At 39.9% G+C, this 25318-nt stretch carries 4 protein-coding genes; 1 reads left to right on the forward strand and 3 read right to left on the reverse strand.

The window, feature by feature from the left end:
- The first annotated feature begins 209 nt into the window (after positions 1-209).
- Positions 210-2360, forward strand: coding sequence for a S46 family peptidase (locus tag RMO03_RS00585; RefSeq protein ID WP_309640132.1), 2151 nt, complete (start codon positions 210-212; stop codon positions 2358-2360).
- Between the two features lie 153 nt (positions 2361-2513).
- On the opposite strand, the gene RMO03_RS00590 is transcribed toward RMO03_RS00585, so the two are convergent.
- From RMO03_RS00590 to RMO03_RS00600, 3 genes are all read right to left on the reverse strand, one after another.
- On the reverse strand, positions 2514-10328 hold the full coding sequence (locus RMO03_RS00590) for a hypothetical protein (RefSeq protein ID WP_309640133.1): 7815 nt from the start codon (positions 10326-10328) through the stop codon (positions 2514-2516).
- Between the two features lie 241 nt (positions 10329-10569).
- Entirely contained in the window at positions 10570-18129 is a 7560-nt protein-coding gene (locus RMO03_RS00595) for a fibronectin type III domain-containing protein (protein WP_309640134.1), read from the reverse strand.
- A 273-nt stretch (positions 18130-18402) separates the two neighbouring features.
- Positions 18403-25197, reverse strand: a complete 6795-nt coding sequence (locus RMO03_RS00600; protein WP_309640135.1) for a fibronectin type III domain-containing protein — start codon at positions 25195-25197, stop codon at positions 18403-18405.
- Positions 25198-25318 lie beyond the last annotated feature (121 nt).

Here is a 25318-nt window from a genome sequence, read left to right on the forward strand (position 1 = left end):
AAATTTAGTGGATAGCCCGGCCATTCGCCCAAATTTAAATCATATAAAAAATCAACTACAACGTTTTAGTTTTCACGAACTTCCTTTCAGAATTTTGAAAAATGCTTTATATTCGCAGGCACGATTTGAGATTGGTGTTGTGTCGATGTAACAAACGACAGCTTTTTTCTACTATTATCTCACTTTACTAACTTATACCAATTTATACAATGAAAAAAATTATTTTATCCTTGATCGTCGGGATCATGCTTTTGCCAATGAGTGTGAAAGCAGACGAGGGCATGTGGTTTTTGATGTTCATCGAACGTTTGAATCACCGCGACATGCAGAAAATGGGGTTGCAACTGACTGCAGAAGAAATCTACAGCATCAACCACCACAGTTTGAAAGATGCTATCGTACAATTCAATGGCGGTTGCACAGCCGAATTGATTTCGAAAGACGGTTTGGTACTGACGAATCACCACTGCGGTTATGATGCTGTAGCGGAATTATCGACAGCGGACAAGAATTATCTTAAAGATGGTTATTGGGCTGAGAATCGCAAAGCTGAGAAAAAACCATCGAGTTTGTACGTGCGTTTCTTCGTGCGTATGGATGATGTTTCTAAAAGAATTTTGGCTAAAGTCAACGATAAGATGACCGAAGCTGAAAGAGAAAAAGCAGTGAATCAAGAGATTGCTTTGATCGAAAAAGAAAATAATGAAGGTGGGAAATATACGGTTTCTGTGCGTTCGTTTTTTCAAGGCAATGAATACTACTATTTCGTATACCAAGATTATAAAGACGTTCGTTTGGTTGGCGTTCCACCAGAAAGTTTAGGAAAATTTGGAGGCGATACTGACAACTGGGAATGGCCACGTCATACGGCAGATTTCTCGATGTTTAGAGTGTATGCTGACAAAGACGGAAATCCTGCAGATTATTCTGAAAACAATGTACCATTGCAACCAAAACACTATTTGCCAGTGAATTTGGCTGGAGTGAAAGAAGGCGATTTCGCGATGATTTTAGGATATCCCGGAAGAACCAATCGTTGGATGCCAGCGGGTGGAATCGAGCAAAACGTGAAGTTTTCTTATCCTGCTTGGGTGGAAGGTGCCAAAACCGGAATGGATAATATGAAGAAATATATGGATCAAAGCGCAGCGTTGCGTTTGGTGTATGCTTCAAAATATGCAGGAACTGCGAATTACTGGAAAAATCGCCAAGGAATGATTGATGCGTTGACGAAGTTTGGTACTGCAAAATCGAAAGCAGCACAAGAAGCTAAGTTCGACAAATGGGCGAATCAATCAGCGAATAAAGCAAAATATGGTAATGTGATTACGAACATCAATAAGTTTTACAGCTTAACGAATGAGAAAGCACGTCACGACAACTATTTGCAACAATTATTCAGAACGACAGCGTTTGGTACGATTGGTAGAACCATCGGAAAGCAATTGGATACTTACGCTAAAGCCGATGCTGCAAAACGTAAAGAATTGGCTCCTGTAATCACTGAAGCTGCTGAAGAAATGTTTAAAGAATTGTATATTCCTGCTGAAAAAGATTTGTTGGCGGCGCAATTGAAATTGTATGCTACGAAATCTACAGGTTATGCGATTGCACCAATGGTTGATAAATTGGCTAAAGAAAACAACAATGATTTTACAAAATACGCTAGTGCTGCTATCGATATGAGTATCTTAACTTCGGTTGATAAAATTAAAGCGTTCTTAGATTATCCGATGCAATCGGTTTTGGATAACGACCCGATTTATACTTTGTCTAATGATATGATTACGCACATCAATTCGAAATCGGATGCGATTGCTAAAGCACAGAATGATTATGGTGCTGGTTTCCGTTTGTTGGTGGAAGGTTTGAGAGAATCGAAATTGGGTACGATTAAATATCCGGATGCGAATTCAACCTTGCGTTTGACTTACGGAAAAGTTCGTGCTTTACCTGCGGATAAACGTAATGATGCTAAAATTAATAACTATACTACGATGGATGGTATGGTGAAAAAATACAAAAAAGGCGACGAAGAATTTGATATGCCAATGCGTGTTATAGAAATGAACAAAGCCAAAGATTACGGAAGATTTGCTGATAAAGACGGATCGATGCACGTGAATTTCTTGACGGATAATGACATTACGGGAGGAAATTCTGGTTCACCTGTTTTGAACGGTAAAGGCGAATTGATTGGTTTGGCTTTCGATGGCAATATTGAAGCGATGGCTGGTGATGTAATCTTTGATAAGAATTTGCAAAGAACCATCAATGTTGATATTCGTTATGTATTATGGGTGATTGAAAAATACTCTGGTGCAAAAAATATTGTGGATGAAATGACTTTGGTGAAATAATCCAATCCTGCATTTAAAAGAAAATCCGTCTCGTGGTTCATGAGACGGATTTTTTTATGGGTAAAAGTTAACACGGATTTCACGGATTGGCACGGATTATTATTTTGCCTATTCGCTTAAAGACTGTGTTCAATATTGTTTCTTATTCTTTCTTTAATGAATGATTTTCTTCGTTACTTCGATACCATTGTCTAATTTGATTTTGGCCAGATAAACGCCATTGGCAAAGTTGAATTTGGTTTTAAAATCAAGACCAATTTCTTTAGAATACACTTGAATTAATTTTCCGGAAATATCATACAACGTAATGTTGACCATGTTTTTAGAGCTTTTGATTTGCAATTCGTGGTTGGCAATAAAGGCAGTTACATTGGCATTGGCATCAAAAGTTTCTGTACTTAAAGCAGTATCGGTATAACGAAGTACAAATCGGTCATTAAATGATCCTGAGCCAGAAGTGAAAGTATAGGGACTGTGTTTCAAATCGTGAATGATATTCAGATCTCTGTCTTCGATATAAATATTATGATTCTCAAACAAACCATCTACAGCATCAAGGCCTAAAGAATAAGTATCTTGTACTAATGATTTAAAGCCTAAAGTTACTTGATCTGTTTCATCAAAAGGCAACGGTCTTCCTTGAATAATCAGCTTACGCTCAGGAATGATAGAGTACAACAACATGCCAGATTCATCGATTGGTACTCCATCATACATTCGGTCGTAATCTAAAGTTGCATCGGTTATATAACCTACTAGAATTTGGCTAAAGCTACCGCTGTTACTAATCAAGTCTAACCAAATGCGACTTTTTTCAGTAACAGTATTTTCGTCCCGAGATGGATTATTTATTGGAATACTATTTCTAAAAAATCGATCATTGCTTCCTGCTACTCTCATCGAATTTTTGAAAGTAATAGTAGCACCCGTAGCCGCAGTACCTGTGCTTTTAGCAAAGAACCCTTGACCAGATGCGATAAATCCGTTCGGAGTTACACCTCCTGTACCTGCTTGAATTCCTCTCGATCCGACAGAGCCAAGACTATTCCACGCAGCATAATCGTTGTTGTTGTAGTTAAGTGCAAAGCTTCCATAAAACGGATTCGGATTGGAGGCACTAATCGGAGAATTATGCGTCCAGAAATATATCGTTCCGTCAATAATTGGCGTGTTTAAAGGATCCGTTAGAAATGCTTGAGCATCAAGAGCTGACGGATAGGGATTGCCTATCAAGTTATATTTGTCATCGTTTACCCCAACACCCAATGTACCATGATAGATTGGAGTTGAAATAATTCCATTATTTGGAGTACCAATGAAGTTTGCGGGATAAGTTGCTGTAGTTCCAACTATTGGTGAAAAGGTTTGAGGTGCTCTGACGCAATAACCCTTAATAGGATTCATAATGGTGGCGGCTGTTTCGTTAGTCCAGTTACCCCCTGCATTACTTATAGTCGGAATCCAACTGAAATATTTATCTGATAAAGTAGCTGGAGACAAACCTCCAGCACCGCCTAAAGCAAAATTAGAAGCAAAAGTTACCGGAGAACCCCAATAAGTAAAGTCATAACGATACATGGGTTGGGTAATTCTTTCGACAGTGATGATTCCGGAATTGGTTGCAGTATCATCAATTTGTATTAGACTGGCATTATTATTAATCTTTAAAGTTCCGGGTGCAGTAACCGTCAAACCATTGGTAAGGATTAATGCATCGGGGTCATTAAAAATGACATTTCCTCCGGTTATAGAACAGCTACAACCTGATAAATTTCCTGATGAAGTATAACTTCCTGTAAAACTCAAACTTGTATTTCCAGTTGGTGTAGCAGGCAGCCACCCCGACCCGTTCCATGTTGAAGAGGACATGGTAATGGTTCCTGTGCTTGTTCGTGTACAACTTGTTATGGGTGTAGTCACAGTTGCGGTATATACTACTGGAGATGGTGCTTTGGCGTAAATTGTTGGCTGATTCAAATGGATGGCTGGATTGTATGCCGTGGTTGCTCCACTATCAATAAATAAGTTTGCAGTCGGTGACCAAGTAATTGGAATTTCAAAACCAAAAGTAATGATGGGCCTATTGGCATTTGTAGTTCCTGTCAGTGATGCACAAGAGCCGCTCCCAGTTCTGGAAATGGTGCTTACGACAGCCGGGGTTGAAACGGACACAGTACTAGCTATTCCAGAAGTTCCCGTATGACAAATATTGATAACCACATTTGATGTACCATCCCAAACAAACGGGGAACTGAAAACGTGTGTATTCAAACCCAAAACAGGTAACAGATTTACAGTGCTAAAGACATTTGTAAACGATGGCGTTAGATAGGTTGAGGTCAAAACTGTGGCTGGCGTATTGGCCATGCTAATAGCATAACTTCCCATCGCAATAGTTCCTGCAGTAGTAACATTAAAAGCAATCGAAGTGATATTACCACCCGTAATCCCGGCTCCATTAAGTTCCGCTTTTGTGAATAGATATTGTATTCTTACTTCAGTAGTAGTTCCTTGTCGATAAGAAGTATTGGCTGCAACGGAACTTCCAGAAGCTGTACCAACGGTAACTGTCCCTGTATTTGGTGCTGCAACAAAAGTCTGAATTGTATTGGGGCATATATTTATGGTGCTCGGAGAAACCGTTATCGGATTCGGAAGTGGATTTACAGTAATGGTAACATCTTTAGTTTTTACGCACGAAGCCGGAGAAGTTCCTGTAACGGTATAGGTAGTGTTTACCAAAGGTGATGCAGTAACTGTAGCGCCTGTTGTAGCACTTAATCCAGTCGATGGGCTCCAAGTATATACATAGGTTAAATCGGTACTACTAGCAGTCAAATTTGTGCCACTTCCTATACAAATAGCGGTATCAGGAGTTAGTGTTATCACCGCAGGTTTGGTACCTGTAAATTCGTCAGCACCAATATCGGGCGTTGTTACACTCCTTACTGCGGCATCATAATCATCAAGAACAGCAACTGGTGTTCCTCCGGACTCGATATCAGTACAACCTGCTGTTATATGTAAATCTGCTGTAGCGGTATTTGTGAAAGGGATTACGATAGCTGTATAACTATTGGCATCACCACCTGATGCTGTTTTCCAAGCTGCGAAAGAGGTGTCTGTCGCATTGCTCAATCCTATTGTGGATGCAACAGTACAATTGAGTACATTATAATTAATTGTAATGCCTGTGAAAGAAGAACTGGTATTGACAATCGCATAATTTTTACCACCGCTGGTTCTCGCCATCGCAAAAATATTATTCTTGATGTCTCCACTTCCAGCTGCTGCATTGAATTGGAACGCCGCAGAAACCTGATTGCCTGCATGGGTTCCTCCAATGTAAATACTATTATAATAATAATTTCTGGCTCCGGTAGCTCCGGCATCAAAAACACCGACAGCCTGTACTGTGTTGTTGTTGATAATTGAAATCATGTTGTTTGCAAAAGTCCAATTTCCACCATTTGGTACAAAACCAATGGTGTAATTGGCGGCCCCAGTGGTTGAATTGGTCAATCCGTAAATTCTATTTTTAGAAATCGTTCCTCCGGCAGCAGTGCTGGCTGTTACGATAGCACCTACAGTTACGTTGGTTACGGTTACAGAAGTTGCATTGATAGCAGAAATCGTATTACTGCTTATTGTGGTAGCGGCTCCGGTTGAACCATAATAAATACCAACAATTCCTGTAGCGGCATTTGTTGTTGGCGTGTTGATATTGGAAATTGTATTGGAGCTTATAGTAGCGTTATTAGTTCCTTGTGCTTCAATGGCTCTAATGAATGCGCCAGTTCCTGTAGCACTGCTTGTCATCCCATTGATGGTATTTCCGGTAATGGTATTGGATGTTGCCCCAAGCGGATTGACATAAATACCTCTGAAAGCACCGTCATTGGCCGAATTTAAGGTTGAAATCGGGTTATTTGTTACATTAATTGTAGAACCACCGGTCACCGTTATTCCTGTTACGATTGACGCAGCCGGAACCGAAATGGATGCAATCGTTGTGATCGTATTCGTGCTTATGTTTACTGTAGTACCGTTTGATGAATTGATCGCAGAAGCAGTACTTGTCCCGCTCGATAATGTGCCAATTATGTTATTCGAAATGTTTTTTGTTGGAGAAGCAGCGGTATTGCTGATTCCAACCACAGGACCTGAATTTGCTGTGAGTGAGGAGATGTTATTGCTATTGGTGTTACAAGTTGCGGTACCTGCAGGCTGTGCATTACTAATGCCTGTAACGCCTGTACTAGAAGTCATTGCGCTGCCCAATCCCGAAAGCGTGTTGCTGTTTGTATCCAGGATGGTCGCGCTACCATTGGCTCCGATGACGATGCCACTGATGGTGCCCAAAGCTGTAATATTGCTGATTGTGTTTGTAGATACCGATGATGTTGCACCTCCAAAGAAGTTCGCATTCACAACTGTTACATTAGTTCCGGATAATGTCCAGTTAGAAAATGTATTGCCTGTAATGTTTTTTGTAGGACAAGGTGTGGCTCCATCGCTATTACTCCACCCCGTAACAGTACTTGCACCTGTTGTGGTTATGTTAGAGAAATTATTGTTATTGTTATTAATTACAGCTCCAGCAACTGAACTTGCAATGTCTGAATATAGGGTGAGTGAACCTGTCAATCCACCTTTTGTAAAAGTACCGACGATATTATTGGAATTGATGTTTTTAGTTCCTGTAGCTGACAACGAAACGCTATTGGCTAAAAAGATTATTGCTCCACCAGATGAATTTACACTTAAATTGGTAAACGTATTGGAACTAATATCCTGAGACGCTGTGGCAGCAGTATTAATAATAAAATTATGTGAGGAAGCAGATGTAGCAGCAACCGTATGAGTAATTCCTCTAAAATCATTTGAAAGAATTGATAATGTCGCTAGCGCACCACCGGCAGAATTTGAAATTCCTCTAAACAAACCCGAAGTAGCAGCAGTATAGGTTACTAAATCGGTACCTGCAATTCCTAAGTTATTGTTGCTAATGGTAATGCTACCGGTTACAGCACCAGAATTACTAATTCCTGTAAAATTCGACCCAGTTGTACTTGCGGAAGTAAAACGAACGCCACGAATACTATTATAACTTATATTGGTTGTTGTATTCACTCCTGATGTGTTGATTCCGGTAAATGAATTGGCAGCGTTAGCATTCATAGTAATATTTTGAATGACGTTAGGAAGTCCTATTGCTCCAATGTTGAGTGGCGTTCCTGTTGCTGTTGAGTTGATTCCTCTAACGGTGCTTAACGCTGTTGATGTACCTAAAGTCCCAATATTGATACTGTTCGCTGCTACCGGATGTCCAATAGTATTATTGTTGATGGTATATATTCCGGCTCCAGCCACATTGATTCCATTAAAATCAAAAGAAGCAGCAGCTATTCCGGAACTGCTAATAGATTGAACGGTATTGTTTTGAATATTGACTGTTAACGCGCTCGACGTATTGATTCCTGTTATTGTACCTCCACCAGCAACTGAACAACTAAGAGTAATGGGTGCGGCCGCTAGTCCAATTGTGTTTCCTGTAACCGTTCCAATATTGACGGCTCCTGCAGTTACATTAATGGCATTGAATAAATTAAAAAAACCGACGAATGAAGTGCTGTGTGCAATTCCTGCAATGGTATTATTTTGAATACTACTAGCAGTGGCTCCAAGGGTAAGATTGATGGGATTAAAGACGGCACCGGTAACAGTACCTGTAAAATTATAGGTTCCTGTTCCAGCAGATGAGCTATATCCGATAGTGTTTCCTGTTACAACAAATGTTGCTGCAGCCGCAGTATTGGCTATTCGAATTCCAGAATGAATCGCTGTTGCATTTAATGTTCGGGTTGCGGTTTGATAAAATCGATTGTTAGTAATAGAGGCACTATTTGATCCAATTGATGCTAAGTCAATACCGGCAGAGGCGACAGTGGAGCTGAAATAATCATAAATATTATTATTAGTAATTGTAGTTCCGCTGTTTTCAAAACCTGGAGTTCCTGTAAAACATATCCCTTTTGTTGGTAAATTAACACCTGCTGGTCCAATAGTACAATTTGAGATCGTATTGTTATCACTACCTGTTACGGTTGATGCTGCACCAAAAAAAATATTTCCTCCGGCAGTTCCTGATGCCATGGTTGCGGAACCTAAAACTGTAGTATTAGTAACGGTATTGTTGGTGGCGTCCAATTGAAAACGAATCGTACAGGTTCCTGAAGTAGCAGATACTGTTGTATTAGAAATGGTCAAACTATTTCCACCAGTGTTTAATCCGTCAACGGTTACATTGTCAGCGCCATTAAAATCGATTAAAGGATTTGGGGCGGTAGTAGCTCCAGTTATTGTTCTTGGTCCACAACCTCCTGGTTGGATTGATACTGAAGTCACTCCGGCAACTTGATTTAAAGCTGCGGTAAGTACACCTTCATTGGTATCATTCAAAACAGAAATGGCTATAACACCAGTATGTGTTCCTACGATGTTAATGGCATCGAAAGCGGCTTTGAGTGTAGCATAGTTTGCCAATAATAATGTCCCGGTGGTTGCTGTAAGAACAATATTTCCAGGAATTAATTCTCCGGTTGAACTGATACTCGCCCCAGGTGAATAACCTTGAAAAGTAATTTGCGCCAATTGTGTTGCTGTAAGCCCGGTATTGTTGTTTCCAACAAAAACTTTGGCACCGGTACAACTGTTTGTCCAACCGTTGATGGTGAGCGTTTTAGCAGGAGTCCATGCAACAGCACTACTATTTGCAAAAGTTAAAATATTATTTCCTGTTCCTAATTCTATAATGGAATTGTCAGTTAAAGCCAACGTTCCAACGGTATCGCTGAATCCTGCTGCCGCACCGGTACTATATTTCCCTCCATTCAAAATGACGTTGCTCGTGTTCGCAATGGCATTGGCAATTCCGTATTGTAAAGTTCCTTGATTAACAACCGTATTTCCTGTGTAAGTATTTGATGCAGAAAGGCGAACCAATCCTGGACTTATTTTTTTAATGCCTCCGGTTCCTGAAATCACATTCGTAAAATCGACACTACCGCCGGCACTGACAACATCAAAATTAACCGCATTGTTGTTTAAGTTGATGGTTCCTGAATAAGTGTGTGTGTTAGAAGTATTCAACGATCCAATCGTGGCATTGGTAGAATTGGCAGGAACAGTAATGGCATTCGCAACTGTAGTTGGTGTTGAAATATGACTGATGTAGAGTTTATTAACGAGAGCATTGCCATTTCCTACTTGAATTCCGCCTTGAATCACACCACCTGAATTCACCCAAAGTTCCCCTTCTTCCACAAAATAACCACCAGATAAAGAAGCGACATTGTTATAATTTACTTCAACGATGGAGTATTGTTTAAGGTAAAATCCGACAGAACCATTGCCTTCGGGGTAACTGTTTAAGGTTACTTTTTTGCTGTTCGGGCCATAAACAAGAAAAGGTTTGTTGCCTGAATTATAGATCGGACGATTGAAAGTCAATCCGGCATTGATTGGATTCAGTTCTATTTGTGTTGCGTTCTTTCCGTGAAAGGGAAGATTAAATATTTGAGTTAAATTAGGCGAATAATTTTCAATTTTACCATAAAAATTAAGGCCGTTTTCACTACCAATCGGGCCATCAGCATCAAACTGTGTTACCGATGAAGTATAGGTAGCATAATAAGTAAGGTTGTTAATATCTTTCCAAGTGCCATAATCCAAATACATGGTGGTTTGTAGAATGTTATTTTTAAATTGAATATTTAAATCTGTAGTCGAGTTCCAAGTAGCGGGACAAAGATTTCCAAACCAATTGTCGCAATAAGTTGGAAAAAGCATTCCTCCGAAATTACCTATAGCATTATCGCCATCCCAATTGTTTTGAGCCTGCGTATTTTGCAAGCTTAAAAGGAAAACGATTATTACAATTAATTTACAATTTAAATATTTTATCATAACACTTTTTATTAGGTTTCAGCAATTTTAAATGTTATTTTAAAACCCAGCCAAACTTGACAAAATTACAAATTTAATTTTTTAAAAACAGCGTGATAGCCTTATTTTATTCTAAACATGACATTATTATATTATTCTAATAAACAATAGTTTATAATAAAAAAAACCTCTTAAAATAAAGAGGTTTTTATAAATTATTGAGAAAAATTTAATTTAATGAATTGTTTCAATATTGATATTTTTAAGGATTCAATTTGTGAATTAATTTTTTAGTAACAATTGCGTCATTTTCGAGTTTAATTTTCGCCAAATAAATACCTTCAGCATAAATGAAATTTTCACTGATTTTCAAGGTTTTGTTTTTTGGAATATAGGTGTTGATTAATTTACCTGTGATATCATAAACCGCAATTTCTTTGATAAACTGAGCCGCTTCAACAACCAAATCCTTCTGATAAATAAAAGCAATTACATTTTGATTACTATCAAATGCGTTTGTGTTTAAAGCAGGATCAGTATATCGAAGCACCAATCGGTCATTGAATGTTCCGATTTCAGAAGTGAAAATATAAGGACTTTGTTTCAAATCATGAATGGTATTCAGAAAAGTATCTTCAACATACACGTTTTGATTGTCAAATAAACCATCAAAATGGTCAATACGTAAAGAGAAAATATCTTGCGCCGTTGCTTTAAAACCTAACGGAACAGTATCTTCATCTGAAAATGGCGTCGGCCTTCCTTGAATGACTAAATTCCTATCAGGTATCACAGAATAAAATGTGCTGCTGTTGTTGTCTGCAAAACGTACACCGTCGTAATTTCTGTCCCAACCTTCCGTGGCGCCTTCAATATAACCTATCAGAATTTGATTGAAGGACCCGCTATGTGTTAGTAAATTAAGCCAGATGCGATGTTTTTCAAATTCATTAACAGTATTGTTACTGATTGCTGTGGAGCTAGTTCTAAAGAATCGGGCAATATTTTCTGAAACCCGCATGGTGTTTTTGAAAGTTACATTATTCCCGCTAGGAGCAGTTCCAGTACTTTTTGTGAAAAATCCTTGGCCAATTGCTATAAATCCATTTGGGGCAACACCACCAGAAAGGGCAGCAGTTCCTCGCGAACCCACAGCTCCTAAACTATTCCATGATGCATAATCGCTATCGGTATAATTGATGACATAATCACCATAAAAAGGATCGACATATGCAGTGCTTGGAGCGGAATTGTGCGTCCAAAAGTAAATGGTTCCATCAATTATTGGCGTGTTTACAGGGTCGGTAAGGAAAGCCTGCGCATCAATGGCTGAAGGATAAGGATTTCCTAATAAATTGTATTTGTCATTATTAGTGGCTACTCCTAAACTTCCGTGATATATAGGGCATAAAATGTCACCATTGTTTGGCGTGCCAATAAAGTTAGCCGTGTAAGGAACAAAAACAGTGGGTGTAAATGAAAAAGTTTGTGGCGCTCGTACAATATACCCTTTTATCGGATTCATAATGGTGGCGGATGTTTCAGACAACCAGGTACCAAAACCATTGGCTACAGTCGGAATCCAACTATAATATTTATCGGATAGTGTGAATGGCGATAAATTGCCCAAAGTAAAATTGGATGCAAAAGTTACCGGAGTTCCCCAATACGTATAGTCAAAACGATACATCGGTTGTGTGGTTCTTTCTATAGTAATAATACCATTGTTGGTAACATTATTTACTTGAATTAAACTCGCGGAATTGCGAATCGTCAACTGGCCACCTGTAACAACATTGACAATGTCGGTAACGGTGATGTTGTTGGTTCCATTAACTAATAAATAACCGCCATTGAGCACAGTCAAACTATAAGCATAAGCATCGTATGAGGTTCCGGATATAATCGGATCTATAGCCGTATTTCCTATGACAACACAATCAAACGCTGTCGGAACACCAACAGGATTCCAATTGCTTGCCGTATTCCAATCTGCTGTGGCTCCGTTCCAATTTTTTGAACCTGTTACTGTTCCAGTTCCGGTCATACTAGTGCTTGATGCGGGACAACTGGCATCACTTAACGCAGTAAGCGTATAGTTGGTTGGAATCGAAGGAGAAACATTAAACACATAAGGGTTCGTAGTATTTCCTGTTACTGTAACAGGTGTTGTACCATCAGTATAAGTAAATGTCCAAGGCGAAGTTCCTGTCAATGCAATACTCATCGGAACGCTGCCACTACAAGTTGATCCTGTTCCGGAAATGACAGATGTCGGGCCATTAATTACAAAATTAGCCACCGATCTTACACTAGGATTGTTAGGACAAGCTGCATAATAAGGATAGGTTCCGGGAGTGTTGGTATTGGTTAATCCTGAACCGGAAACGCCGACAGGATTAAAAGGTGTTCCTGTACCAATCGGCACGCCACCACTTGCGGAAGTATACCATTCGACTGTACCTCCGACCACACCGGAAATGGTTCCGGGTCCGGTTACATTCCACTGAAAAGTATTAGTTAAGGTAATGCTTGAACCGGAATATAAAGTAGATATTAAAGTATAAGTTACTCCAGCATTTAATGTGGCGCTCATCAAAGGTTCGTATGTAGTCGGCCCACTATCATCATCGCCGACAATCCAAGTGCCACTGCCACATACTCCGGGATTGAATGGATTAATTACAATATAACCCATACCGTCATATGCCGTCGTTGGAGCCATAGTGAAAGTATAAAATCCAGTAGCACTAACTTGGAAATCGAGTGAGGTATAATTGGATGTTAAACCAGATCCATCAAATTGACAAGTCGGAGAGTTAGCAATAAAAATGAGCGGTCGAATGGCTCTAGGATCTCCACCAGCATCCCAAGCACCATTGATGGTGGTTCCTAAATTTGTTAAATTCGTACAAGAACCTGTTGCGGTTAAAGTCGCATTACCACCCGGGCAAATCGACGCATTGGAAGTCATAGGCGGAGCTGCATTGGTGATGAAAGAAATAGGTCCAACCCAAACTCCTTTGTTAGCCCCACAATTCGAACGCACCCAAACATAATACATAGAACCTGCCGTAAGCCCAGTTAAGCCAACAGTAGTTACACCGGCTGCTGTACTTCCGGTTGGTAAAGTTGCGGGTACAGGATTGGTGGCTGAAGATGAATAAATATAATCATACCCACTAGTAGGAGCCGGACTTGCCGCGGTCCAATTCAGCGTTGCTGTTGTAAATCCGATTCCGGTCACAGGCAGATTGGTTGGGTTTCCACTGCAAGGTAAAGCTACAACGGTAAAGGTATAATCTTCAGTTTCCCCATTGGTAATGGAGTTACACGCTAAAGGATTGGTGTCGTTATAATTGGCTCGAATTCTCATGCGATGATTCCCGACAACTGCACTGGCAGGCACAGTAAAACTGCCGGTATTGCTAAAGAAATAATTTCCTGAACCATATACTTTTTCACCCGAATCATCAAAATCTAAATCGTTATTCCAATCCACCCAAATATTAAATCCGAATGATCCTCCGGTATAAACAGATGAAAAGTTGACAGTGCCATAAGGCTGTTGACTAACAGATTGCGCTACAAAATTGCCATAACCACTTGCTGAATATCCTGAAGCATTATTGGTAATGTTTGCGATACCACCGGTAGTTGAGAAATCACTGATGTAAAAGCTAGAGGATATCGATGTTGAAACACAATAACCCGTATAAAAACTTCCGGAAGCTGTCCAATTGCTGAAACTACCACCACAATCGCTTCGTACAAAAATATAATAAGTTGTGTTAGCGGTTAATCCGGTAACATTTGCTGTTAGTCCAGCGGCAGCTGTTCCGGCTCCGGCAGGCGTTACGTTGCTTGTAGAAACTACATATTGATAGCCATTACTTGGAGCAATAACCGGTGCTGCCCAATTGATGGTTGCTGAAGTTGATGTGATGTTTGATGTGTCTGATAATGATGGTGTTAAACATGACGGACTTAAGGTTACACTAACGTCATCTACAAATAGATACCATAAATTGGCTGGTGAAACTCCATGAAATCCGATATAAAAAACACCTGTACTTGAAGTTACAAAATCAACAGTTTTTTGGATGTATGGATCATTTCCAATAACTGTAATTGTTGGGATTAATGAAGTGGTCATCGAGGAAGACGATGGAGATGTTCCGTATTTTACTTCTAGCAATTCGTTACTTCCAGTAAAATTATAAGCTCGGGTATAGAAAGTCAGTCGATAAGCGGTTCCGGCGTTTAAATTCAAGCCTCGCAGATAAAACCAATCATTCATGGTATTGGCACTATCATATTGAATTCCCATTTGATTGGGTGCAGAAACCGGATTAATAGCTGTTGCATTTCCTAACGAAGTGGTGTTACAAGTTTTCCAAAATTTTGTGTCGCCATTGGTATTATCAACAGCCACACAAGCGGGAAGTGCCGGTTGGGTTACGCTGTCGAAATTTTGAGTGTATGGTACGCTAGTAGCCGTACAAGTTGTAGTTACATTTCCACTTACATAACTACTACTGCATCCATTCGAAGCGAGTATTCTATAGTAATAAGTTGTTGCGGTTGTCAATCCTGTGACATTCAAAATAACGGTTGGATTGGCTACCGAAAAAGGTGAGCCTGCAATATTGGTGGTATACCCCGCATCTGTTGTTACTTGAATGGTATAGTTAATAGCAGCTGATGACCCACCAGTTGGGACAACCCAATTTAGTGTAAATCCAGTCGCGGTTAAGTTACTGGTAGTGACTGCATTTGGCACCGCTACGCATGTCACGCCATTTCCTGTTAATGCTCCGGATGTGTTATAAACCGGACCGCCGGTGCAAGTTGTATTGTTGAATGCATAAATGAAATAATAATATCTTGTATTTCCATTTAACCCTGTGGCGGGAATACTAGTAGAGGCACCACTTTGAATAAAAGTATAACCTGCCCCTAAAGTATTGATGTTAGCAGCAGAGTAAACAGTACCGTTTGAGGGTTGTGTTGGAGCTGTATTGGTTAAAGATTGAATTACAAGATAACCATTGGCACTACCGGAAAATGTTGCTGGAAGTGATGTTGAAGTAACGGTTCCTAACGCATAACCAGTAGCTTGACTCGGAGCCACACAAGGTGCTAATGTTGTAACGCACATTGAAAAAGTTCCCTGATTAATGCCGCTTGAATAACTGTAAACTCTCACAAAATAAGTAGCACCAATGGATAGTCCTGATAAAGTAGTTGTTTCTACTGCAGAGCCAAGTGTGTTGTCCATACAAGAAAGACTGGTCAAAGTTCCTGCGCAAGTTCCAGTAAATACTTGCAAAACAGCATCTGAAAGCGTTGTTGGAGTAACAGTAACAATATGAGAAGTTGAAGTGGCCGTAAAACTATACCATACATCGTCATCGGCAGTACCTACACAACCTACTTGAGATTGCGTTGCTCCAGCTGTAGTTCCGTTGGTGCTCGTAGTACAGGTTCCGGTCGGATTTACTGTCAAAGGTATAGCAGTACTGCAGTCATCATTAAAACCTATGAGCGTTGTGCCGTTACCGGTTAGTGGTCCTGAAACATTATACATTGGCCCGCTAGAGCAGGAAGAATTATTGTAAGCATAAATAAAATAAAAGTATTGTGTGTTAGAAGCCAATCCGGTTCCTGCAAATGATGTGGAGGCACCACTTTGTACAAAACTAAAAGCAGCTCCCAAAGTAGTAACATTGCCTGCACTATAAATAGTTCCGTTTACAGGTTGACTAGGCGGAGTATTGGTTAAAGAACGAACCACTAAATAACCATTAGCCGTTCCAGAAAATGAAGCCGGAATTGATGAGGAAGTAATCGTTCCTAATACAAATGAATTGGCTTGACTAACCGGAGCAACGCAAGGCGGAAATAATGTCGTTACACTACTGGATACATATGCACTACTACAACCGTTACTTGCTAAAATTCTATAATAGTATAATGTGTTTGAACTTAATCCGGCAACGTTTAAAGTTACTGTCGGAGCACTAATCGTAAAAGGAGATAAGCCTACATTTAAGGTATATCCCGCATCGGTAGTGATTTGAACTGTATAAGTTATCGCTGAAGCTGAACCGCCGCTTGGCGCTGTCCAATTGATAGTAAATCCACTAGAAGTTACACTTGCGGTGCCAACGGTATTGGGTATTGCAGGACAAGTAACGCCCGTGCCTACTAATGGCCCCGATATATTATAGGCAGGTCCTCCTAAGCAACCGCTATTGTTGTATGCGAAAATATAATAATAATAATAAGTGTTCCCTGTTAATGATGTTGCTGTAAAACTTGCAGTAGCTGCACTTTGTATAAAAGTGAGTCCGGCCCCTAAAGTGGCAATATTTCCAGCATTATAAATTGTTCCGTTTGTAGGTTGGGTTGGAGGAGTAGCGCTAGTTGATTGAATCACCAAATAACCATTGGCACTTCCTGAAAATGAAGCCGGAAAGGTATTTGAAGTAATGGCTCCGGCAACAAATAAAGTTGCTTGAGAAGCAGGCGCAATACAAGGACCAAGCAATGTTGTGAAAGTTCCTGAAGGGGTCCATCCGCTATAAATACCGCCGCCGCAATCACTTCTCACGAATACATAATAAGTAGTGTTTGCAATCAAACTACCGACATTTGCAGTTGTGGCTGCTGTAAAAGTACCCGATGCTGATGGCGTAAAGTTTGTTGTTGAAACCACATATTCATATCCATTACTAGGAGCCGGACTAGGAGCTGCCCAATTTAAAGTGGCTGCTGTAGCAGTTATTGCTGTAGTTGCAGTTAAAGTAGGTTTTAAACAAGCTGTAGGTGGAATACAAGAAACACCAGCGAGCCAACCTGAATTATTAACTGCGCTACTGGAACGAAATCGAATTGTTATAGCACCAGTGGCGTCAGTGGAAGTAATCGTTCCGGGACTTGTAGTGCCGTAAAATGAGCCTGCTGGGCAATTGGTTGCATTGGTCCCAACCGGAAGTCCCGAAGATATTGTTGGAGAGGCTGTGGTTGGGCCATTGTATATAACCATGCCATCTTCTCCGGATTGTAAATCAAAAGCATTAAAAACCAATTCCACTTTATTAGTTCCAATAGATGGAGTAAAAGTAATGGTGTAATCTTTGGAAAGATTATAAGAATCATTAATCCCTCCTTGGTCAGTAAAATTATAAGTAGTCCCACACGTTACTGTTTGACTACAATTTGCAATAGCTGGTATGATCGTATTCTCTGAGGCTGTGGTCGAGGTCCAGGCGATATCATCTATATATCGCAATTCTGTTCCTGATGCTCTTTCATCAATGATTTGTACATAGACATTGGTTAAACCTAATGCACCTATATTTATTGAAGATTTAAGCCATACAATACCGGGTGTTACCGAGCCTCTGGATGTCCAAGTGACTCCGTCTGGTGAGGTTTGAACTGTAAATTTAGGTGCTCCGGTACTAATACTGTTTCGTTTGTAATAATAAGAAAAAATACCTGGAGTACTAATCATTGGAGTCCTTATGAAATCTCCAACACCGTCTAATTCTAGTTGATTTGATCCCGAATTTGCAGTTGTAACTGTAGTGTAAGCAATAGAATTGTCAACCCACGTACCTCCGTAAGTTGGTAATCCGGTTCCGATGCTTTCGTAAACTTGATAATTAGCACATTGAGAAGCAACTTCAGCAGTGTTTAAAAAAAGTAAAGCGAACAGGATAATTTTTAAAAAAGAATATAGAGGAACCACAACACTTTTGTGTTTCAATTCAATTCTAGATAAGAGCACTGCTGTGTGGTATTTTAATTTCATATGCCTTAAATAATAAAAAAACGGGTTGTAAAGTTACATTATTTTGTGCTTTCTTTTTGAATAATGTTGATAAGTTGCTTTTAAATTGTATAAAATGTACATCATATGCCAATTTGTTTTAGATATCTGTCATTTTATATTGTAAAATATTGAATAATGTAAAATCGGTGTTTTTCGTTTAAAACATACTGTTTCGATGAGGGATTATCAAAAACTGAAAACCCCTAAATTGCGTCGAACAATTTAGGGGTTTTCAATAGTTGAAAAAATAAATTACCTTTTTTGAATTAATTTTCTTGAAATCACCATGCCGTTTTGAAGTTTGATTTTGGCAATATAAATCCCTTCAGCACCATGGAAAAACATTTCAAAACTATTTTTTGGAATGTCTAAAGTTTGGGTAGTGATTAATTTTCCTGTGATATCGTAAAGCGCAATTTCATGCAGCCATTCACTAGAATGAACCGTTAATTTTCCTTGATTCAAAGCTGCCGTCAAATCGCTATCAAAATCTACGGTCGTTGTTCCTAACAATGGATTGTTGTATCGCAAAACAAATCGATCATCAAAAGTGCCAATGCCTGAAGCAAACGTATATGGACTTTGTTTTAAGTCATGAATGATATTGAGCAAACGATCTTCTAAATAAATATTCTGATTTTCAAACAGTGCATCAAAATGATCTATTCGTATCGAAAAATTATCATTTAAAGTAGATTTATAACCTAACGGAATTTGATCATTACTACTAAAAGGCAAAGCCCTTCCTTGTATTACCAAGTGTCTATCAGGAATAATCGAATACAAAGTAATACTATTGTTATCCGTAAAACGAACACCGTCAAAATCCCGGTCATAACCATTGGAAGCGCCTTCAGCATAACCTACTAATATTTGGTTGAACGATCCGCCAGTGTTGATTAAATTCAACCAAAGGCGGTGTTTCTCAGTGACATTAGATTCCGAACGATTCGTATTAGAATTTACTATGGCATTTCTAAAAAACTGATTATTATTATATACTCGCATCGAGTTTTTGAAAACTACGGGATCGCCACTCGTTGCTGTTGCAACACTTTTGGTAAAGAAACCTTGTCCTGAAGCGATGAAACCACTCGGAACAGTTCCGCCAGATCCAGCAGCAGATGTGGTTCCGGTACCACCCATTTTATTCCAAGAGGCATAATCATTAGCGGCATAGTTGATTACATAATCACCGTAAAACGGATCGACATTGGCAGCACTTGGGGGTGAATTATGAGTCCAGAAATAAATAGTTCCATCAATGATTGGCGCATTGGCCGGATCACTCAAAAACAGTTCTGCATCTACAGCAGAAGCATAAGGATTTCCTAATAGATTGTATTTGTCGTTATTGGTGCTCAATGGCAATCCACCGAAATAAATCGGACAATAAATATCGCCGTTATTGGGCGTTCCGATAAAGTTTGCGGTATAAGGCACCTTTACATTTGAAGTAAAAGAAAAAGTTTGTGGCGCTCTTACGATGTATCCTTTGATTGGATCCATAATGGTAGCCGCTGATTCAAAAAACCAATTTCCATAACTATTCGCTACGGTCGGAATCCAACTAAAAAATTTATCAGATAATGTATTGGGTGAAAGCATTCCTAAAGTAAAACCAGAAGCCAACGTAACGGGAGTTCCCCAATACGTGTAATCAAAACGGTACATCGGTTGGGTAATTCTTTCGATATTGATGATGCCTATATTATTGACATTATTAATTTGAACCAAACTAGCACTGTCTTTTATATAAAATTGTCCACCCGAATTGATGTCTACAATATCAGTAACAGTAATCGAATTGGATGATTCTATTAAAAGAATACCACCATTTTGAATCGTTAAATTATAAGCATAAGCTTGAAAAGAGCTTCCGGAAATTATAGGTGGGTTCGTGGCACTTGGAATCGTGACACAATCTACCGCGGTAGGAACTGTATTGGAAGACCAGTTGCTGGCATTATTCCAATTATTATCGATAGCGCCACTCCATTGTAAACCACCATTGACAGTTGCAACACCATATCTATTGCCGGCTAAAGCGGTACAAGTAGCATCACTCAATGCGGTAACAGTATACGTTGATGGCACTGCTGGTGTAACAGAAAAAACATACGGATTGACAGTGTTTCCAACTACGGTTACCGGAGTTACACCATCAGTATAAGTGAATGTCCAAGGTGAAGTTCCCGTTAAAGCAATTGAAACTGTAGTTGCTGAACCACTACAAACACTTCCACTACCGGAAATCGTTGAAGTTGGTCCATTAATTATAAAATTGGCAGGCGTTCTTAAACTCGGATTACTCGGACAAGCAGCATAGTATGTTGTTGTTCCGGGTGTATTAGTATCTACTAATCCTGAACCTGGAACTCCAACTGGGTTAAATGGTGTGCCGGTTGCGATTGAAGTTCCTCCAACTGCGGCAGTATACCATTGAATAGCTCCGGCAGAAACACCTGAGATATTGCCTCCAGGTGGTCCGGTAACATTCCATTGAAAAGTATTCGTCAAAGTGATGCTAGTTCCCGAGTATAAAGTAGAAATTAAAGTATAAGTTATTCCGGCGGTTAAAGTCGCATTCATCTGAGGCTCAAAAGTGGTAGGGCCACTGTCGTCATCACCAACAACCCATGTTCCGCTACCGCAAACTCCGGGATTAAAAGGATTAATGACAATATATCCCATAGAATCGTAAGCTGTTGTAGGCGCCATTGTGAACACATAATTGCCGGTAATATTGACTTGGAAATCTTGAGCAGCATAATTAGAAGTCAATCCAGCGCCGTCGAATTGGCAAGTTGTTGAATTCGCTAAGAAAATTACAGGACGAATAGCTCTTGGATCTGCATTGGCATCCCAAGCTCCATTAATTGTAGTTCCTAGATTGGTTAAATTCGTACACGATGCTGTAGCTGATAATGTTCCGCTTCCTCCTTGACAGAATGTAGTATCCGTTGTAACCGGCGGTGCTGTTAAAGTGATAAATGTTGTTGGTCCAACCCAAACACCTTGATTGGCGCCGCAATTAGAACGAACCCATACACTGTAAAAAGTACCAGAAGCCAAACCACTAATGTTAGCCGTTAGAACACCCGCAGCTGTTGAACCTGATGGAATTGTTGCAGGTATAGGGGAAGTTCCCGAAGTCGAATAATAATATTGGTAACCACTAGCTGGTGCTGGACTGGCAGCATTCCAGTTGAGTGTGGCTGTTGTATAATTGATGGCACTTACAGTCAAGTTCGATGGATTGCCGCTACAAGCTAAAGCAATTACAGTAAAAGTATAATCTTCTGTTTCACCTGAAGTGATGGCGCCACAGTCAGAAGGATTGGTTGCATTGAAATTGGCTCTAATTCTCATACGATGACTTCCAACACTGGCAAAACTTGGTACAGAAAAACTACCGTTATTGGCAGCGTTATAACTACCGGAACTGTATACTTTTTCTCCGGCATCATCAAAATCCAAATCGTCATTCCAATCCACCCAAATGTTGAAACCAAAAGTTCCACCGGTATAGGCTGAAGAGAAATTCACAGTGCCATATGGCTGTTGACTTACAACGCTAGCTGTAAAGTTCCCATAACCATTGGTTGAGTAACCTGAACCATTATTGGTAATGTTTAAAGTTCCGCCTGTAGTAGAAAAATTATTAATATATCGCGTATTTGTACTACCGGTTGAAACACAATATCCGGTATATACAGTGCCCGTAACCCAAGCACTACTACATCCATTATTAGCTAAAATTCGATAATAATAGGTAGTGTTGGCCGCTAATCCAGTAACGACTTTGGTGGTTGCAACGATGCCTGTAAATGGTGAACCTGCAATATTTGCAGTATAAGCTGCATCTGTTGTAATTTGAACCGTGTAAGTTATTGCGGCAGCACTTCCACCTGAAGGTGCAGACCAATTTAAAGTAAATCCACTCAATGTAGTTGATGCAGTTGCAACCGAATACGGAATGTCAGGACAAGTGGTTCCGTTTCCAGTTAAAGGGCCTAACGTATTGTATATAGGACCACCAGAACAAGTTGTATTGTTATAAGCATAAATGAAATAATAGTACTTCGTATTACCGGTCAATCCGGTACCAGCAATCGTAGTTGCGTTACTGCTTTGTATGAAAGTTAATCCACTTCCTAAAGTGGCAATGTTAGCGGCACTGTAGATTGTTCCGTTGGCAGGCTGCGTCGGAAGCGTATTGGTTAAAGATTGAATCACCAAATAAGCATTAGCCGTACCCGCGAATGTTGCAGGAACTGCTGTGGATGAAACTGCTCCTAAAGCAAACCCAGACGCTTGATTTACAGGCGCAACACAAGGCGGATATAATGTCGTCACATTACCAGTAACATAAGCACTAGAGCATCCGTTGTTCGCTAAAATTCTGTAATAATAAATCGTATTTGAGTTTAATCCTGTGATTACTTTCGTTATGGTTGGATCAACAACAGTAAATGGAGAGCCAGGAATATTGGCCGTATAGGCAGCATTGGTAGTTACTTGAACGGTATAAGTAATGGCAGATGAAGTACCACCGGTTGGATAAAGCCAATTTAAAGTAAATCCGTTAGATGAAGTGCCTGACACCGTTACCAAATTAGGTACAGCCGGACAAGTAGTTCCATTCCCGGTTAATGGACCGGAAGCATTATAAGCAGGCGCACCTGAACAAGCAGTATTGTTATAAGAATAAATAAAATAATAGTATCTAGTATTTCCTGCCAACCCTGTTCCGGTAATGGTAGTCGAATTACTACTTTGAATGAAAGTCAAACCGCTTCCCAATGTTGCAATATTCCCAGCATTGTATGTTGTCCCATTAACCGGATGTATTGGTGGCGTATTGGTCAACGACCGAATTACCAAAAAGCCATTGGCTGTACCTGTAAAAGTTGCAGGCACACTAGTAGAAGTCACGGTACCTAAAACAAATGCAGACGCTTGACTTACCGGAGCAACACATGCGGTTTGCAGTGTGAGTACATTACTACTAACCCAAGCACTAGAGCAACCATTGCTCGCCAATATTCGATAATAATAAGTTGTATTTGGGTTTAGCCCTGTGACTACTTTTGTAATTGTAGGATCGGCAATGCTGAAAGGTGAACCCGGAATATTAGCCGTATAAGCAGCATTAGTAGTTACTTGAACGGTATAGGTAATGGCAGAAGAAGTACCGCCAGTCGGATAAGTCCAATCTAAAGTAAAACCGCTTGGAGTAATATTGTTGACTGTTACAGTATTAGGTACCGCCGGACAAGTAGTTCCATTTCCTGTTAATGGACTGGAAGTATTATAAATAGGACCTCCTGAACAAGCAGTATTGTTGTATGCAAAAATGAAATAATAATATCTCGTATTTCCTGCTAATCCTGTCCCGGTAATGGTGGTCGAGTTACTGCTTTGAACGAAAGTCAAACCGCTTCCCAATGTTGCAATATTGGCTGCACTATAAGTTGTTCCATTAACAGGTTGCCCCGGGAGCGTATTGGTTAACGATCGAACAACCAAATAACCATTGGCTGTACCTGAAAAAGTAGCTGGAACACTTGTAGAAGTGATTGTTCCTATAACAAAAGCAGATGCCTGACTTACCGGAGCTACACATGCCGGTTGTAATGTGAGTACATTACTACTAACCCAAGCACTAGAGCAACCATTGCTCGCCAATATTCGATAATAATAGGTTGTATTTGAACTCAAACCGGTAATTACTTTTGTAATCGTAGGATCAGCAATAGTAAATGGGGAACCCGGAATATTTGCTGTATAAGTCGCATTGGTAGTCACTTGAACGGTATACGTAATGGCAGATGAAGTACCACCGGTTGGATAAGTCCAATCTAAAGTAAAACCAGTTGTTGTAATACTATTAACAGTTACTGTATTAGGTATGGCAGGGCAAGTAGTGCCGTTTCCGGTTAACGGTGTCGACGTATTATAAATAGGCCCACCCGAACAAGCGTTACTGTTGTATGCAAAAATAAAATAATAGTATCTGCTATTTCCATTCAAACCAGTTCCGGTAATGGTTGTCGAGTTACTGCTCTGAACGAAAGTTAAGCCACTTCCCAATGTTGCAATATTTCCTGCACTATAAGTTGTTCCATTAACAGGTTGTCCCGGCAGCGTGTTCGTTAATGATTGAATTACCAAATAACCATTAGCAGTACCTGAAAAAGTAGCAGGCACAGCAGTAGAAGTTATTGTTCCTAAAACAAATCCGGTAGCTTGACTTGGCGCAGCAGGAACGGTACAAGTAGGTCTTAATGCCAGTAAAATACCACCGTTTCGTTCAGCTCCAGATAGTGTAGCCGATCCGTTTCCGGTAGCTCCGACGGTAGGTTTTGTTGCCCAAGCTGCACCTGCAGTAGATTGGTCATTATTTCCTTGACCTACATCAAATAATTCCGTAAGTCCACCAGGCGATGTAGTGCTCCAAACTCCGTTATTCCATGTCGGATTATTACCTGCTGCTTGCCCAAACATGATTATGGCAGCATTGGCAGTTACGGTTGTGATACTTGTAGCAGTAACGCCAGTCTGATTTCCTTGAACTGATATGGTTCCCGGCGTAACATCAAATGGGGTTGTACCATCAACTCCAGAGAATGCAACAATCCCTCCCGATGCACTGTTGGTTCCGCCTCCCAATGCAAAGGTGTAATTGGCAGGTTCTGCTGCTCCGGCGATTTTATACAGCACAGCACCATATCGGTTTGTTCCGCCACCAAGATTGGCGCCGTTAATCAATGTCCACCCTGCTAATGTAGGGGCAGTAGTATTGTTTCCTCCTTTGGCGATATTAGCCAACATTAGATCGCCAGCAATGACTCCCGCAGGTTTGTTTATCGTAAGATTGGTATTGGTTGAGGTTGCAGTGGTTGTATTTCTTAAAGCTATTTGTGCCTTTATCGGATTTGATAGTAAGATGCATACAAGCAATAAAATAACAAAAGATAGTTTTTTTATCGATTGAATGCTATCCAAAAAAGGGAATCTGGAATTGTAGTAATTCTTTTTCATTTGGTTTAAGAAAAAATGATTTGGCTCTACAAAGTTATTTTTATATCGAACAGGATGTTAATTTTTCAGATAACTAACCATTAAACTCGACGAAGTACGTTTTTAGAAATTTATTAGTGAT

Origin of the sequence: Flavobacterium sp., from assembly GCF_031411595.1 — a bacterium.
Classification (GTDB): domain Bacteria; phylum Bacteroidota; class Bacteroidia; order Flavobacteriales; family Flavobacteriaceae; genus Flavobacterium.

Bases quoted from the DNA above. Each gene is read 5' to 3' on its own strand.
- RMO03_RS00585 (WP_309640132.1), top strand. From the start codon at position 210: ATGAAAAAAATTATTTTATCCTTGATCGTCGGGATCATGCTTTTGCCA.
- RMO03_RS00590 (WP_309640133.1), bottom strand. From the start codon at position 10,328: ATGATAAAATATTTAAATTGTAAATTAATTGTAATAATCGTTTTCCTT.
- RMO03_RS00595 (WP_309640134.1), bottom strand. From the start codon at position 18,129: ATGAAATTAAAATACCACACAGCAGTGCTCTTATCTAGAATTGAATTG.
- RMO03_RS00600 (WP_309640135.1), bottom strand. From the start codon at position 25,197: ATGAAAAAGAATTACTACAATTCCAGATTCCCTTTTTTGGATAGCATT.